We start from the raw sequence: 15048 nt of genomic DNA, 5'->3' as shown, positions 1-15048 counted from the left end.
CGCGTCCCCGGACAAGGCCATGGTGTCCAACGCCCACGAAGGCAGGAGCCGGCGCGCCCTCAGCACATGCGAGAGGACAGATACGGCTGGCGGGAAGCTGAAACGGCAGCCGACGACCCTGGACCCTGCGAGCAGCCGCCCCCGGAACCCACTCAGCCTTGGGCTTCCGGTGCAGCCTTCCTGCCGCTCGTAGCCGTATTCGCCGGCAGGCACGGGTCTGGGACAGCACCTCGCCTGCGCCACGACAGCGGGCGGCTACGCATGCCCCGGTTCTGGGGAGAAGTGCCGAACGCGGCGAAGGCCACGGCGTCGCCCACGGCGACCAGCCTTTATGCACCCGCCCACACCTCCTTAAGACATGCGGTACTGAAAGCGGCTGGGACGGCCGCTTGACCCCTGGTTTAGTTGGCGGCGTCCCGCTGCGGGAAGAGACCCATCGTGACCCGTGTCAGATCAGGTAGCCGGACGGGACGTTCAGTGCGGATCATGTTCGTGATAACGCTGGTGCTGGCCGTGGGCGGGTGCCTGTACTTCATCGCCCTGGGTCTGCTCCATCAATGACAGCGCCACCATCCTGGAGTTAACCCTTCGGTGGTGCCGACTAAGCGGTCCAGCCCGGAAGCCTCTCGAGGGCACCGCCACCCTCCCCACCACCCGGCCAGGAGGTCCCTCATGACCGCCCTCGAACGGATGCTGACCAAGGCCCTCGCGGAGATCGTCATCGGGCTTGACCACAGCGGCGACGACGCCATCGCACCCGAGGCCGTCATGCCCCTACTCGAACCGATTATCACCCTGCTCGACGGGCTATCGGGCCAGGACCCGCGGACTCTCGTGGACTTGATCACCAATACGCAAACGAGGAGGGCGATCCAGACCGTCAGCTGACGGTCTGGGAGATGCCCGAACCCTGGGTCTTCTCTCTTGACCGGCCGCACCGCAACGCCAGCCTCGTTATCGCCGAAGAAGTTGAGAGAGCGCCCTCTCCGCCGCCTCCAGTTCGGGCCCGGCTACTGCGCTGGCCTGCTTGAACGCCTCAGAATCCCTGTCCTTCCACCACCCCGGCTTTTGCGTTGCGCTGCGTTCGACACAGAACGGCAACCTTCGCGCCAGGGCGTCATCGGTCGTCAGACAGGATGCCCGCCGCTCGCCGAACCTACTGCAATCCTCGCCCCTGGCCTGACTCGGATACAGGCTCATCAGCACTGCCTCGCCGGCCTCGGCGATGCGATGGCTGGCTCTGCGAGCAGCGTTCATCTCCGAACTCGTGGGCTGGCGTTCCAGGACCTCGGCGACGACGTCCCGCACGATGATGGTTGGTTCGGAGCTGAGCCGGGTCAGGAGAAGCTCGCGCCAGAACGCTGTTCCTCGATTCACCTGGGGATGATCCCAATCACACGCTAGATCAACTCAGCATCTTGCCGACACCTGAATCAGCCGACAGAAAACCGTTGACCTTAGTTCAGAGAAGTCCGCCTGCTCGGGACGCTGGCGGATGTCTCGACCTGCGCCGCTTGCGGAACTCCCCGGAGACCCGCAAAGCCCTGCACAGGTACCGCGAGACCCGTGGCCGGGACCGTTTCGCCGAGCGGCGCCTGGAGCTGGAACGCAAGTACGACTATCCGTTCTCGGAGAAGTTCCTAGAGCCCTGACCCCAGAGTTCGCTCTCAAGACCTGCCGCAATGGGGCTTACGAGTCGAGGAAGAGCGCTCATGGGTGTCTCGCTGGTGAGCGTTTGCTGGGGCGGAGCCGGTGGCCCGGGCGGCGCGGTGACCGCCTGTCCGACCCGCTCGGCGCCGGTCTCGGCCATCAAAGGGTCACGCGGCCGTCACCGCTTGCCAGGGGACGGTTGTCGGGGGACTGGCCGTGCCACGGCTGGGTTCTCCGCCTCTAAAGCCGTATGCCTCAAGGGTCTTCTCCGCGGGGTGCCGCGCGGCGGCGCCCGTTGAGATTCCTACGGGTCCGTACCGATCTCGACCCGCGTACGTGGTCGATAGATGTGACGCCGTGGCGTGATTCGCTCTCTACGAGCAACGACATTGTGGCAGGGCTCGGAACGGGCCAGCGCCGCGGTGCCACGGTGACCGAGCTGCGGTGACCGGTACAAGCCGGACATGCCGACCTGGGGCCGGGCCGTACCCCTCGGGCACGGCCCGGCCTGCGCCGGTGGTGCGGTCAGGGCGTGATGCGGACGAAGAAGTGGTCGCCGTTCAGGATGCGGTCGGCTCCGTACCATACGCCCAGGCGGGTACCGGCCTTGGAGTTGTGGTCCGACAGGATCGGTTTGACGGAGAAATCGTTGAGGTACTTGTGCTCGTCGCCGCCTTCGTACTCGTCGCGGGCGGCGCCTTCGTAGGTGGAGCGGAAGGGGTATTCATCGCACTGAAGCTTGCCCGGTTCGCTGTTCCAGCCGGGGAATTCGCGGTCGCACGTGGCGCGGGCGATGGTGTTGTTGCGGTTGTAGCGGGTGGCGTGCTCAGGGCTGATGCCCTGATAGAGCCGATGCAGCGGATTCTCCGGGGAGCCGCCGGGCAGCTTCTTGCCCTCCTTGAAGGGCTTGGTCTCACCGGGGCGGTGCAGTGCCTGGTCGACGTGCTCGGTGTTCTCCCGATACTCGCTGTCCAGGGCGAAGTCGATGCGGGGGTTGGTGCGGTCGAAGATGGCGCCTTGCTTGCGCGGCAGGTACCAGGCCGAGTCGAACCGCACACCGCTCTCGCTGCCCTTGGCCTCATCCGGGGAGATGCGGGCACCGGGCATCTCCCAGTCGAAGGTGGGGCGGAACACGCCGATCGCCTTCTGCTCGCCGGCGGAGGCGTCGGCGGGGGCGGCGGGGGAAAACAGCTCGAACTCGGCTTCGCCGTTGTCCATCCACTCCGTTACCGGCGCCTCGCGGCCGTTGCGGCCGACCTGGCAGGCGGAGGCGGTGGGCCAGCCGCCGCATTCCATCTCCACCTCCAAGGTGGAGTCCGGTCGCCACCAGCGGCCGTCGGGCTTGACCTGGTCGATGAACATCTTGAAGTCAACGAACCGGTCGGTGGTGGATCCGGGGCGGGGTTCGGCCTTGCCGTAGCCGATCAGGGTGACCCGTGCCTCGACCGAGCCGGCGGGCCACCAGATCGGTCCCCAGCGGATGCGGGCGCCGGCGAAGGTGACGCCCATGGCGCAGTAGGCGAAGTGGTTCTTGATCCAGCCCTCAGGGCGGCCCGACAGCTCGGTGTTGGCCCGGCATTCCTCCAGGCTGATGTAGTCGTAGGGCGGCGCGGCGAGTGTCGGCTGGTCGTAGTCGTCGGCTTTGGCGGTGTAGGACTGGCCGGAGGATTTGGCGAGCTTCTGGGATTGCTGCGGGGTCACCGGCGTGATCTTCTTGGGGGTGCTTGTGTCGAGTCCGAGCTGCGCGAACGTCTTTCCCTTTTTGAGTTCGCTGACGATTGAGCCGGGATTGTTCACCCATTTCGGGTCGGTCGTAAAGCCGGTGGTGATCTCGACCTCGTCCGGGGTTCCGGACGGCATCTGTGATGGCGTAGCCGCAGGTGAGTTAGGTGGTGCCGGGTCTGCGGTGGCGGCCGTGGGTAATGCGGGTAACGCGGTGATGGCGATGATCGCGCTGGCCGCGGTGATCAAAATTTTTTGAGAACGTCGCATTGTACCTTTCCCCGTGATCATTGGATCGTGGTACGGAAACGCGCACGCAAAGGTTGACCAGGAAAAACTCCCTTTCCCCGTGGCAGGGGCATGCAAAGAAACCCCCCGAAGCAGATCTTCGGGGCGCATGACTGAGCGCCGCCGATTACCATAACTTGCGGGAGTAAAGATGGCTACTGCAATTTCCGAAACGTGCCTTCGGGTGTATCCCGATCATCACCTGTTCGGCCTGGCCGATGCCGGCACCGCTGATCAGCCCCCGCCCCCGGTACCGGCAGCCGATGGGCACTGGGTCAGTGCCGCGGACTCCGCGGTGCTCATCCGCACCGCTCAGGACGGTGCCACCGTCACCGTGCGGCTACAGGCCATGGACGGGCCCCCCGGCGAGCCGGAACCCGATGCGGAAGCCGTGAGCCACACTGTGCAGTTGGACCTGCCCACCGGCCAGATCAGCGTCAACCAGATCGCCGCCGGCTGGATGCACGATGTCTTCGCCCTGCCCGCTCCCGGCTCCTACCGGTTGCGCATCACGGCCTGGAGCCGGACGCGTACCGCTGACGCCTACAACCGTCTCTTCACCACCCATAACCCTGCCGACCCGGCTTTCGAGAACGCCCGCCAGGCCCTCGATGGGCAGGAAACCTACCTTGTCCAGCTCTGGCGGGCGAGCGAGGCCTGATCAGCCGGGATGGTCTGCCCTGGGTTCGATGGAGTCGCTGGTGTGCCCCGGGGCACGCCACAGCCTCCAACAGACTCGGCACGTTTCACGATCCGGACCACGCGGTGCCGGGCGGGCCGCTTCGACCGCTACCGACCGGCCGTCCGGGACAGACGCGCAGCGGTAAACGCCTGGACATTTGCTGAACTCGGCCGTTTCTGCTCCGGCGATGTTCCTCAGAAGTGGGTCCGGTAGCTGCTCGGGATCCGTAGCTGGGGTTGCCCGAGCGACGGCCTCAAATCCAACGAAGTTGCTCAAGCGACCCCCTTATCGGCAGGTCGAGGGGGAGGGCGTGGTGCGGTGACGGCCATCAGCGCGGCGGCCAGCGCCCTGCTTGAGCCGGGGCGTGTTCTGGGGCGCCGAGCCGGATCTCGCCGCCCCAGTGATACAGCACCACGGCGCCGTCCGGGTGCCGCGACGCGTCGATGCCAGCGGTGGGGAACGCCACGCGGCTCACGCCGTCCCGAGGTCGCGACTCATGACGATCATCCCCGGGAAGCATCAGGCCGGCGGCGGCCTGGGTGGTTTCCAGCCGAGTGGCGGCAACGGCCGCCTCGAGCGCCGCAGCGGCGGCTGGGTTGTTTCCTCGCGGAATTGCTCGCGCGGCCGACGAGTGCGCCTGGTAGGCGCGGCGGCACCGTATTGCCGAATGAGCGTGCGCCGATCACTGTATTTTGGACCAGCCACAAGAACTCGTCGCCGTTGCTGCAGTCGTTGGTGACGACGCTCGACAGGGCTTCCACGATGCCGGGGACACGGTGCATAGGTGGAACTTGGTATTGCGCATGCGGCGAATCGAAACCTCGCCATTCTCCACAGGACCACTATTTGAGTGACGTGAGGTAGGGGCTTCAAGCTCGTGATCGACGATCTTTCTGGGGGAGACCCCGGCGACGGCGCGTCAGCGGCCGCCAAAGCCGATCAGTCCACGCTCCGCCAGTCCAGGGGGGCCGGGAACGGTGCTCAGAGGCCCACACGAGCGCGCTCAGCGCCCGCCGTGCCGGACTGGATCATGACCGAGCCCGATGAGGTCTTCGAGCGCGAGGTCGTACGCCGTCACGAGCTCCGCTCCGCGCCGCTTACTGGCGCGACAGAGCCTGAGGCGATCTTCCAGCGGGAGGTGCTCAACCGGCACCGCCTGTCCGGCACGACACATGCCGACACCACGCCCGAACCCGGCGGTCGCGCCCTCGCTAACCCGGCCGACCCTCAAGCGGTCGCCGCTGACCGGGCCTGGTTGGCCGCCATGATGGCCAGCCGCACCGCAGGCGACTGATGACCGTCGCCCCAGAGCGGTGGCCCGGGCCCCGAAGGGCAGCCAGCGGCAGAGAAGACCCGTAGCGATCATCGGCAGTCATTCGTTTGTCAGCCCACCTGAGGCATCACGACAGTTCTGCCAGGTCTGGGCCAAACTCCCATTCTGCGATGCGATCGACGATATTAGCCACTCCTTCCCATGTTGACGCCTCAATGGACTCGATTACGCTCTTGAGGTGCCTCTCCACGGCGCTTGGGTTGAATTCTCGAACTATCAGATAATGCACACCCAGCATGATAGGGCGTTCCTCTAGGCAACGCGCGAGCGCCTTAGGCGTGACAACCTCCACCTGAAATCTATCTTGTCCGTGTCCAATATCGGTTCCCACATAGATCTCTAGCAATTCGTGAGCGTCATCACGACTTGCATCGGGCTCGCGATCTTCGAGATCTACCCACCGGAAGGCATTGACCACAGCATGCATGTAAATCATTCTTACACTGTTCGGGATATGGTCTGCCGACCCGTTCGCGGGTCGGCAGGCCATACAGGACATACTCTACGACAGGGTTCTAACGGCGACGATGTCTACCCTTGTAGCTGTGTTTGACATGATAATTGTCGGCCCTTTTCCACTTAGTGTTCTTGCGTGTCCGTGTTTCGAAGTTCGACTGGTATCTCTTGGTGCTTTTCTTGTATTCAAGGGCTCTATTGCCTCAGCCTATCTTTCGAGATATAGCCACGCCCACCACTGTCCGTGGTGAACTGCTTCGCGCCGCGTCCCACATGGATTCAGCCTGCGACTCTCGATGCGGCGCGCGTCGCCCCCACTCCACCCGCCATGCCGGCGCCTCTGGCGGCTCTCACGGCACGCAGGATCTTCACTGCGCCAATTGCCGCCCTAACGCCGCGCACAGCCATAGCGGCTGCGCCGAGTCCGGGGACGAAGCCGGCTGCCACAAGAGCCGCGTCTAGAGGGTTCTTCTTGACGTATTTGACGGCGGTGTTGGCGGCTTTCTTGACCCAGCCCCAGATGTGGCCGTCGAGGCCGGCCTGGGAGATGGGATCGACGGAGTAGCCGTAGGCGTTGTCGCCGCCGCCTTCGACCGGGTCGACTTGGAGGAAGCGTCCGGCGGCGGGGTTGAAGAGGCGGCCCGGCAACGTCGCGACCGGAGATATTGGGGGTTCCGCCCAAGGTTGGGCCTGATCTACGCGGGAGGAGGATTCTTCCTCAACCTCACCACCCTGGGCTCTAACGACCCTTTGGCGCCTCCGAGACCCACAGCGCTCCACGCTTCCTTTCCCGGACTCGCCGAAGGGCTACGCGGAGGGCACGGCCCCGAACACCCATGCGCTGGTCCACGGTGATCCGGCTTGCCCGAGCGGGACGTCCACCCATTTGCCAGCGATCGCTCCACGGTCCCGGCCCCGGCTCGCGCCCCTGCCGCTGGCGGCGATGTCCCGCTGACAGCTCATGGGCAGGTTCACATCTGAGCCGAGTCGCCGCGTGCGGTTGTCGAGGTCAAGTATCAGTCCCGCTGTCTACTTTTTCTCTCGCGCCTAATTGAGAGCCAGGCGCCGATCAAAGCAATAGCTGTGCCACTTGTCCCAAAAAGAAAACCTCTCTCGAAGCCAATGCCCATGAACGCCGTGCAGAGGCCGACGACTGTGGCACATATCGCGACTATTGCCAGGATAATGATAGAGGCTGCGAGGAGCTGCGCGATCTTCTTTGGCGCTAGCATGACACCTTCCGCACTTGAGGGCCCTCTTTGGAGCGTAAACATCATACCCTAGTCTTGCGCCAGGCCACGCCTGGCACAAGACTAGGGTAATGGACTAACTACTCGGCCAGCTATAATTTGAGACTGGCATCATTTCTTTTTCTTGCCGCCGTTGAGCTGGCCCTGCGAAAGCTTATTTGCCGCCTTTTTCAGGATGTCCTTGATTATGCCCGCCCATGACCCGAGGAGCTTTTTTACATATTTATTGTCCATAAATTCTGCCGCTTTATATAGGAGTGCCGGTAGAATTCCGCCAAGCGCTATTTCCGAGCCGACTGCTCCCCAGAAGCCTTTCCAGAATACGCCCATGACCTCTTCGGCAGTTCCTAGCCCTCTGGGGTCGTCGCTCCTTTCGTACCCGTGTTTGATTAGTGCGACGATGCCGCCGACAAGGCCTTTGCAGGCGAGGTAGCCGAATCCGGTGCCGCGGCAGACGATGCCAAGCGCTTCTTCGATGGCCCAGAAGGTTGCGCCACAGACCGAGAAGAGTTGGCATTCGCGTTTGCCGTCGAGATCGAAGCAGTTGATGGGGTCGGCAGAGCAGTAGTCATAGGTATTGGCGCTGCCTCCGAAAACGGGATCGACTTGGAGGAAGCGTCCAGTTGCCGGGTTATAAAGCCTCACCCCCATGAGGACCAGGCCTGCGAGGCTGTCTATGGACCGTTGCTCTCCGCCGAGCCACCCATATCGGATGGGGTTGGTGGTGTTCTCGGTTCGGGAAATGCCGTACTCAGTCTGCTCGAAGTAGGCTGTGATGCCGACGGCTGCCGTGGTGTTGTCGCTGGTGGCGACGACATCCCCGTGCAGGTTGATGAGTTGGATGGTGCTAGAGCCGGTGCTGGACTGGGTTGCTGCCAGTCCATTAAAACCGACGATGTTGCGGGTCCACGTGCCATCCGCCTCGGCTATCCAGGCCGGGCTGTCGCCCGATCCGGAGTAGTGATTGACGACCGTGCCAGGGCGGGGCCCACCGGTGCTGACCATCGAACGGATACGCCAAAGCGGGTCCAGGGTGAAGGTCTTGTGCTGACCGTTTTGGGTGAGAGATGCGACCATGTCATTGACGTGGTAGCCGACCTGTAGGTTGGTTCCGCCTTCGACGTGGTGACCAGGTACCTGGGTGGTGCGGCCGAAGGTGTCGTAGGAATAGCCGTTGTCTGTGATCCGATCGGCGTTGTCGAAGCTCGATGTGCTGGTTGTCGTGGTGGTAGAGGTGGAGCATGCACCGGCCGCATCGGCACCGTATGTGGTGAGGCTGGTGCGATTGGAGTTGGCGTCAAAGCCGTAGACGCGCGTGGTGCATTGGCCCTTATAGCTGTCGGCAACCTGTGTGAGGCGACCAGCGGTGTCGTAGGTGTATCGCTGGCTGCTGGCGGAGCTGGTGCTCGCGGAGGCTCGCCCCAGGAAGTCAGGAGTCTGGGTGAACTCCATCCAACGTGTTCCGCTCTTGGAATACGTCTGGCCGATCCTCTTGCCGCGGTTGTCATAGCGATAGGTGGCTGTCAACCCGTTCGGGTAGGCCTGCTGAGTCAACTGACCGTCAGCGTCATAGGCGGCGGTGAAAGAACCTACGCTGGACGCTTCGATCTTGACGGGGAAGCCTCGGCGCTCCGTCTTCCCGTCTGCGCTGGTGCCGTCGTAGGTGTAGGTGGTGACGCCCTTGCCGTCGTTGACGGTGGCCACCTGGTCGTCCACGGTGTAGGTGGTGATCGAGGTGTTGCCGTCGGCGTCGGTAGTTGAGGTCTCTCGGCCGAAACTGTCATAGCTCGTGCTGACGACGGCGCCGCCCGCTTCTGCCTGGGTCTGCATGCCGGTGGCGGGATGGTAGGTGTAGCTGATCTCGGGCAGAGCGCTGCCGCCCTCTGCTTCCGGCAGAACTTCTACCTTTGACTTCTCCACTCGGCCTGCGGCATCGCGGCGGGTAGTCGTGATCCGCGTGGTGGACCCCACAGTTTCACGGACGGTTGCCGCATCGCCGAGATACCCGTAGGTCGTCACGGTGACGGGGAGCGGGTTCTGCGCTGGCTGCGTCACCGGCGCTGCACGGCAAGCCAGCCCGGCCCACTGAGGCTTGTTTCCACACTCCGTGACAGAGGGGTGTGCGCCGGCGGTGTAGTAGCTGAGCGCTGTGGTGCCGGCGTCCGCGCCGTTCGAGGCGGGCATGCGACGCTCTATCTCCCGGCCTGCAGCATCGAAGCGAAGCTTCCGGACGATATCAGCCTGGCCGTCGAGGACGGTTGTTTCGCTCGTTGGGCGTCGCAATACCCAGCCGCTCACGTCGCCAGAGACATTGGGGTCGTAGCCCATCTTGGTGGTTCGAACATCGTTAGGGCCGGGGGTAGCCGAGCCATCAAGAACGGTGGGCTCAATTTTCGTCGTGGTGGGCAGCCGGTAGATCGTGCCGCTGACCGGTTTGCCCTCGTCATAAGTGATCAGCGTGCGTTGCCGGCTGGACACGAGCGCCCAGACGCCAGGAGCACCGGCCGTGCAGGGTCCAGACCTTCGATCAGTTCGTCGTTATCGCCATAGGTTCTGACCCGGGTAAGCAGATTCGCTCGTTCTGCCGAGTCGAGGCGTCCGGCAACGTAGGGATCGGTGTCCGGAGTTGGGGTGAGCGCCTGCGCGCGATTCCCAGCAGTCAACTCCCAAATCGCTCGGCCCTTGTTGTCATACCGGGTAGCGGAGATCTGCCAGGCTCCGGCACCAAACTGAGCACCATTGACTGGCCGCCCGTTGACGTCGGTGTAAACCAGGCTTGCGTACTCCCAGTCCGCGGCGAGCGGCTGGTAAGCGCCGTCACTACCACGTGGCGGCACATGCGAGGCCGGGAATATGGCCGCACCTATCACCGGTAGATCCGTCGACTGACCCCATCTGTTGGTCTGTGCCGCAGTCAAGTCGATCGGCGCTTGCGTGCCGCCGATCGGCACATCGTAGGCGGCCGCCCATGTCGGGTCGACGTCGCCTCCTTCGCGCTGCACGTGCGCGAGACGGCCGCGGTTGTCGTACTCCATCCGCCACGGTGCGAGCCCAGGCGGGGTGATCTGGGAGATGCGGCCCTCGCCTGTGTAGTAATAGACCGTGGCTAGGTCGGTACGCGGGTCGGTAACCTGGCGCAGGCGTCCGGTCGAGTCGTACAGGTACGTGGCCAGCGGCGTCGTCTTCATGGCGTTCGATTCAGGATCGAACGCGGTGAACGACACGTTCTTGACTTGGTCTTTGAAGTCGCCCCAGCCGGAGGCGACGCCTGTGGCGGTGGTGGCGGTGGCGTAGGAGATTTCAAGCGCCCGGCAGCCGGCCACCAGCGTTGTCCCGCACGTGACGTCGGCGGGGACAGGGGCGAGGATCCGGGTCACCCGCCCGCTTGCGTCTCGGTAGTAGGTGACCGCCGATTCGGCCGCCGCGGTTTCGGCGCGGGCTACTACCCACTTACCGTTGACCTTGGTGTAGGTGGTCTTACTGCCTGCGGCGTCCGTGTAGACGAGCGTCTCACTCGTGGCCGTAATGCGAGATCCGTCGGCAGCATCCCCCACGCCGCTGAAGCTGGTGCCGTCCTTGGTGTAGGAGAGTGTCGAGCCGTCGGCGCCAACGAGCTGGAGGGATCCGGACTCGCCAGCGCTGGTCGGGGAGAAAGCGGCGATGCTCGAGGGGGTAGAGGGGAACCCTGCGCGCCAGCCGGGTCCGAACACCTTGTTCTCGGCCAACTGCTCGTCCGCGCGCTCGCCAGTGGGGTTCAGCGTGGTGAGAGTCCGCTGTACGGAAATGCCGAACAGGTTGGCGTCGGTGCTGGAGAGGGCGAAGTCTCCTGTCTGCAGCGCCACCTCGCCTGGACCGATATCGCTGGTGGCGTAGGAACCGCCGAAGGCGGACTGATCAAGAGTGATCTTGACCGGATCGGTGCAGGCTTCCGCGCTGCCGGGCAAGCAGGCACGCAGCTCGATCGCGCCGTCGGGAATCTGGGCGTCACGCAGGGTCTTGGCCAGGTCCCAGGCTAGTTCCGGGAAGTTCTTGCTGGTGTCGGTACGGGTTTGGGGCCAGGCCGTGATCGGCTGGCCCGTGCCCGGCACGGTCACATCGCCCGTGGGGACCGGCGTGAAAGAAGCGCCGGAGCCGGCCTTGCGGTATTCGTAGCGGACCTGGGTACGGTCCGGCGCCGCAGCGGTGACCAGGGCCAGCCAGCGTTGGCTGCGGTCACCGGCAACAGGTTTGACGAGACCACCGGCGCCGATGCCGAAGCTGTAGCTGGTCAGAGTAGAGGTGTTGCGTGCGACGTCGACGGTGCGCACATACAGGGTGTGCCAGCCGTCGGTGGGGTCGATCTTGATGGGGCGGGCGTTGGGATAGGTGACCGTGCCGTCCTTCAGCGGCGCGTCATGGGGAGCGGACGGGTCATCCAGCCCCCAGCGGAAGGAACGCCGATCATCGGAGGTGCTGGACAGGGTGCATTCAGTGGGGTCACCCAGGGGGCGGCGCCGGGTCGTCCAGCTGTCCTTGTCATACTCCAGACACTCCACGGTGGGAGCGGCCGGTGCGGTGGCGTCGATGGTCAGCTGCTGCCACGACGACCAGGCCGAGTAGTCGGTGCCGTCGAACGCGCGGGCCCGCCAGCGGATCTTCGTTCCGTCCGTCAGCTTGCCTGCGGGCACGGTGATCTTCGCGTTGTCGCCCGCGGTGACGCCGTCCACGGCGCCAGCCCACAGCTGGCCGCTGCTGCCGGAGGCCGGGTCCTTCTCGACCTCGAACTCGGCCCGCAGGAGCCCGCCGTCGGGGTCGGTGACGCCGGCGAACAAGCTCGGGGTGGTGGAGGTGGTGTAGACGATGCCCTCGTTGGCCGTGATCGGAGCCGCGCGCAGCTGCACAACCGAGGGGGTGGAGCCGTAGGTGATGATCAGCTTGGCCGGGGTGCCGCCGCTACCCGCCGACTCCTGGGACTGCCAGGAGCGCTGGTACTGGTCCTTGAACAGGGTGGGGTCTTCGGTCACCAGGCGCAGCGCGATGCCGTTGCCTGCCGCGCCGCCCGCCCAGTCCTTGGCCATGCCGGTCACCGGCCAGGTCCAGGTACCGGCTGGGATGGCGGAGTTGCTGGTGCACTGGCCCGGCTCGGTGGCCCGCTGCTCGTCCTCGGTGGTGGCGGTCGGCTGGTTGCTCCAGTAGGTGGTGCGCGGGTCCCAGGCCGAGGTGATGCGCTGTGCCTTGACCGTCTGCCCGGTCACACAGCCCCAGTCGAAGCTGCCGCCGCTTTGCAGCTCCAGCCGCGCGTCGGTGACCGACTTGCCCACGATGGCGGAGGTGTCGAAGGCCAGCATGGCGCGCATGAAGCTGCGCTGGGTGCTGGTGTCGCTGTTGCCCACCGTGATCGAGTTGCCGCCGGACTGCCCGTTCGGCGAGACCACGGTCACGTCGCCGAGCGTGGTCAACGAGCTGACCGGATCCACTGTCACGGGATAGCTGGTGGCGGGATCGGCCAGGAAGTTCGCATCTGGCCGCAGCACCAGCATCTGGCGGCCGTCCTGCTCAACCACCTGGGTGTCGATGGTGCCGATGGGTGCCGCCTGCACGGTGTCGGACGACGTCCGCGTGGAGGTGGAGGGGGAGGCGTTTTGCGGGGTCGCCCCGTACATAACCGGCTGCGGAGCGGCGGCCACCGTCTTGCCCTTGCCGTCGGCAAGCTTGAGGCCGCCCTCCTTGGTCTCGGCTAGCGTGAGTCCCTTGACCTCAACGGGAATCTTGTACTCCACCGGGCCGGTGGGGCGCTCGCGCAACACGATGTCGTGGCCGAAGCCGCTCGGCAGCGCGGTGACCACCAGATCGGCGCCCGGACCGGCGGCATCGGGGTAGGTGGCCTTGTTGCCCTCCACTTTCGGCGCGGGAAGCGGGGTGGGCCAGGTCAGTGCATAGGACTGGGTGTCGGAACGTTCCAGGCGCGCCAGCGGTTTGTCCGCCCCACCGGCGGAAAACTCCACCACCGCCTGGGCGGCCTTGGGCCTCAAGACCCCACCGGCCGCGACCAGCGAGGTGTCGACCGGCAACCACTGCTCGCCGCGCCGGATACGGGCCACGCCGCTGGTCGTCTCGACCGTGATCGTCCCATCCGGGTTGGCGTAAGACACGCTCGACTCGGTCGTCGCGTCGCCGATGAGGACCCGGCTGCCCTGCAGCCGAGCTGATAACGCGGCGGAGACACGGTCGGGCCGCTCAGATACCGGCTGCACGGAGGGCGTCGCGGCACCGGTTGGCGTGGGGGAGACCTGGGCGAAGGCCGAGGCGTTCTCAGCCGTTAAAGACGCGCTCAGCGTCAGGGTGGTCACCAAGGTGGTGACCACGAAGCGCGTCCCAGACCGGCGCATGCGCACCGGCGCGGATAGACGCGCTACGGGGGGTGAAGACGAACTCACCCATACCTCACTTTCAGCATGTTTTGAGGTAAAACACAGGCAAAGCGGAGGAAGCGTATATGAAGATCAACTGGGTGATCAAGACCGGGCCCCGTCGAGGAAAGCCCCTCGATGGATACGGGCGAACCGCCGCAGAAGACCCCCGGATTTACTGTGGCAGCGGCCTGCGCCCGCGTGGCCCTGAGCTGACACCATCGTCGATGATCATGGTGAACGTCTACGCATGTACTCCGGTCTGACGTCATAACCGACCCGACGCCGAACGAGTACCTCAATGCCTGCCCCCTCTCTGGTCGCGACTGCACCACCGCCGGGCTGGAAGCAATGGCGGCTGGCGACCTCGACAAGACGCTGATCGCCGCAATCGGCCTCCGGCTGGACGGCGAGGATGCCGAGCAGGAACTGCGCCACCTCACCGACGTGCAGGTCCCGGTACGGCCGCCATGACGAGAATCCAGGCACGGCAGCTCGCCCGGCACGTCAAGGCGGCGCTGCTGCATCTGCATCTGCGCGCCGCCGAGGACATCGCCCGCCAGGCGCGCGTCGACAGGCTGGCTGACCCGTGGAAAGGCCCGAGTTCTGGCTCGGCGCCTCCGAAGCAGCCATCCGCAACACCGACGCAGGCGGCTCCGGGGAGACCTGGCGCGTGCAGCGCGCTCTTGCAGCGAATCCGACGGCGCCCCCTACAGGTGTGATGATGAACGAGACCAGCCCGGCGCCAGACTCTGCCGCCGTGATTCCACTGCACAGCGACCGTCTGGCCGCCTACACCGTCGCCGGCGAGACCTATCTCCGCTCGGCCATGATCGCCACCTGCGATGGGCGCCGGGTCGACGGCAAGGACCTGGCCGACGGTGGGCCAACCTCGAGCACGCGCCCGCTCAGGTCGGCCAGGAGCGCCTAGCACCGCTCGGCGTACCACCGCCGCTATGGCGCGACCGTGATCGGAGGGCTGCAGCCGGAGATCGGGACTGTCGCGTGCTCGCCTTCATCCTGCTCATCGCGGGTGAAGCGATCACCAGGTGACCGGCAGTGCGGTCCGCCCGCGGCCAGCGCCCCGGCGTTGAAGGCCAGAGTCTTCACCGCGCAGCCCGGCTCCAGGGCGGGGGAGGCGGGCGGCGGGATGGGGGCGACTACCCGGAGCTCAATGCAGGGGCCAGGGGCGCGTCGATGCGATAACCGGGCCTCGTGGCCGAAGGTGAGACGCGGGCCGGTCGCGGTCGAAGCGGATCCGGGCGGTGAACTCGCTGG

At 65.3% G+C, this 15048-nt stretch carries 13 protein-coding genes; 6 read left to right on the top strand and 7 right to left on the bottom strand.

All coding sequences use genetic code 11. The annotated features are described in order from the left end of the window. The first annotated feature begins 672 nt into the window (after window positions 1–672). Window positions 673–888 (top strand): hypothetical protein, encoded by a 216-nt coding sequence (locus ACIBVN_RS49700; RefSeq protein WP_397148011.1) that lies wholly within the window; start codon window positions 673–675, stop codon window positions 886–888. 66 nt (window positions 889–954) lie between these two features. On the opposite strand, the gene ACIBVN_RS49695 is transcribed toward ACIBVN_RS49700, so the two are convergent. Next, entirely contained in the window at window positions 955–1377 is a 423-nt protein-coding gene (locus ACIBVN_RS49695) for a hypothetical protein (protein ID WP_397148010.1), read from the bottom strand. 137 nt (window positions 1378–1514) lie between these two features. On the opposite strand from ACIBVN_RS49695, the gene ACIBVN_RS49690 reads away from it, so the two are divergent. Beyond that, window positions 1515–1652 carry a hypothetical protein gene (locus tag ACIBVN_RS49690; protein ID WP_397148009.1) on the top strand — a complete coding sequence of 46 codons (138 nt, stop codon included), beginning with the start codon at window positions 1515–1517 and terminating at the stop codon, window positions 1650–1652. Between the two features lie 523 nt (window positions 1653–2175). Here ACIBVN_RS49690 and ACIBVN_RS49685 read toward each other — a convergent pair. Further along, entirely contained in the window at window positions 2176–3771 is a 1596-nt protein-coding gene (locus tag ACIBVN_RS49685) for a hypothetical protein (protein WP_397148008.1), read from the bottom strand. Window positions 3772–3844: 73 nt separating this feature from the next. On the opposite strand from ACIBVN_RS49685, the gene ACIBVN_RS49680 reads away from it, so the two are divergent. Further along, window positions 3845–4321 carry a hypothetical protein gene (locus tag ACIBVN_RS49680; protein ID WP_397148007.1) on the top strand — a complete coding sequence of 159 codons (477 nt, stop codon included), beginning with the start codon at window positions 3845–3847 and terminating at the stop codon, window positions 4319–4321. A gap of 349 nt (window positions 4322–4670) precedes the next feature. Here the strand turns inward: ACIBVN_RS49680 and ACIBVN_RS49675 are convergent, their stop codons facing one another. After that, the gene (locus tag ACIBVN_RS49675) at window positions 4671–4817 is read right to left on the bottom strand and encodes a hypothetical protein (RefSeq protein WP_397148006.1); all 147 of its coding nucleotides are present in this window, start codon (window positions 4815–4817) and stop codon (window positions 4671–4673) included. A 555-nt stretch (window positions 4818–5372) separates the two neighbouring features. Here ACIBVN_RS49675 and ACIBVN_RS49670 point away from each other — a divergent pair. Continuing rightward, the gene (locus tag ACIBVN_RS49670; protein ID WP_397148005.1) at window positions 5373–5636 is read left to right on the top strand and encodes a hypothetical protein; all 264 of its coding nucleotides are present in this window, start codon (window positions 5373–5375) and stop codon (window positions 5634–5636) included. 106 nt (window positions 5637–5742) lie between these two features. On the opposite strand, the gene ACIBVN_RS49665 is transcribed toward ACIBVN_RS49670, so the two are convergent. The 4 genes from ACIBVN_RS49665 to ACIBVN_RS49650 all read right to left on the bottom strand — a co-directional run bounded on the left by ACIBVN_RS49665 (window position 5743) and on the right by ACIBVN_RS49650 (window position 13725). Next, window positions 5743–6102 (bottom strand): Imm8 family immunity protein, encoded by a 360-nt coding sequence (locus ACIBVN_RS49665; RefSeq protein ID WP_397148004.1) that lies wholly within the window; start codon window positions 6100–6102, stop codon window positions 5743–5745. 308 nt (window positions 6103–6410) lie between these two features. Beyond that, window positions 6411–6779: a hypothetical protein gene (locus ACIBVN_RS49660; protein WP_397148003.1), complete on the bottom strand. Its 369-nt coding sequence runs from the start codon at window positions 6777–6779 to the stop codon at window positions 6411–6413. A 713-nt stretch (window positions 6780–7492) separates the two neighbouring features. Continuing rightward, the gene (locus tag ACIBVN_RS49655; RefSeq protein ID WP_397148002.1) at window positions 7493–9859 is read right to left on the bottom strand and encodes an RHS repeat-associated core domain-containing protein; all 2367 of its coding nucleotides are present in this window, start codon (window positions 9857–9859) and stop codon (window positions 7493–7495) included. Continuing rightward, entirely contained in the window at window positions 9835–13725 is a 3891-nt protein-coding gene (locus tag ACIBVN_RS49650) for a DNRLRE domain-containing protein (RefSeq protein WP_397148001.1), read from the bottom strand. Before ACIBVN_RS49650 ends, ACIBVN_RS49655 begins: the two co-directional genes overlap by 25 nt. A gap of 396 nt (window positions 13726–14121) precedes the next feature. On the opposite strand from ACIBVN_RS49650, the gene ACIBVN_RS49645 reads away from it, so the two are divergent. Continuing rightward, a complete protein-coding gene (locus ACIBVN_RS49645) occupies window positions 14122–14244 on the top strand; it encodes a hypothetical protein (RefSeq protein WP_397148000.1) in 123 nt (40 codons plus the stop codon). A gap of 286 nt (window positions 14245–14530) precedes the next feature. Continuing rightward, window positions 14531–14701, top strand: a complete 171-nt coding sequence (locus tag ACIBVN_RS49640) for a hypothetical protein (RefSeq protein ID WP_397147999.1) — start codon at window positions 14531–14533, stop codon at window positions 14699–14701. The last annotated feature ends 347 nt before the right edge of the window (window positions 14702–15048 follow it).

The sequence above is a fragment of the Nonomuraea sp. NPDC049400 genome (assembly GCF_044466425.1).
Taxonomy (GTDB): Bacteria; Actinomycetota; Actinomycetes; order Streptosporangiales; family Streptosporangiaceae; genus Nonomuraea.
The sequence above is the reverse complement of the archived record's forward strand: the minus strand, read 5'-3'. Positions and strand labels throughout refer to the sequence as shown.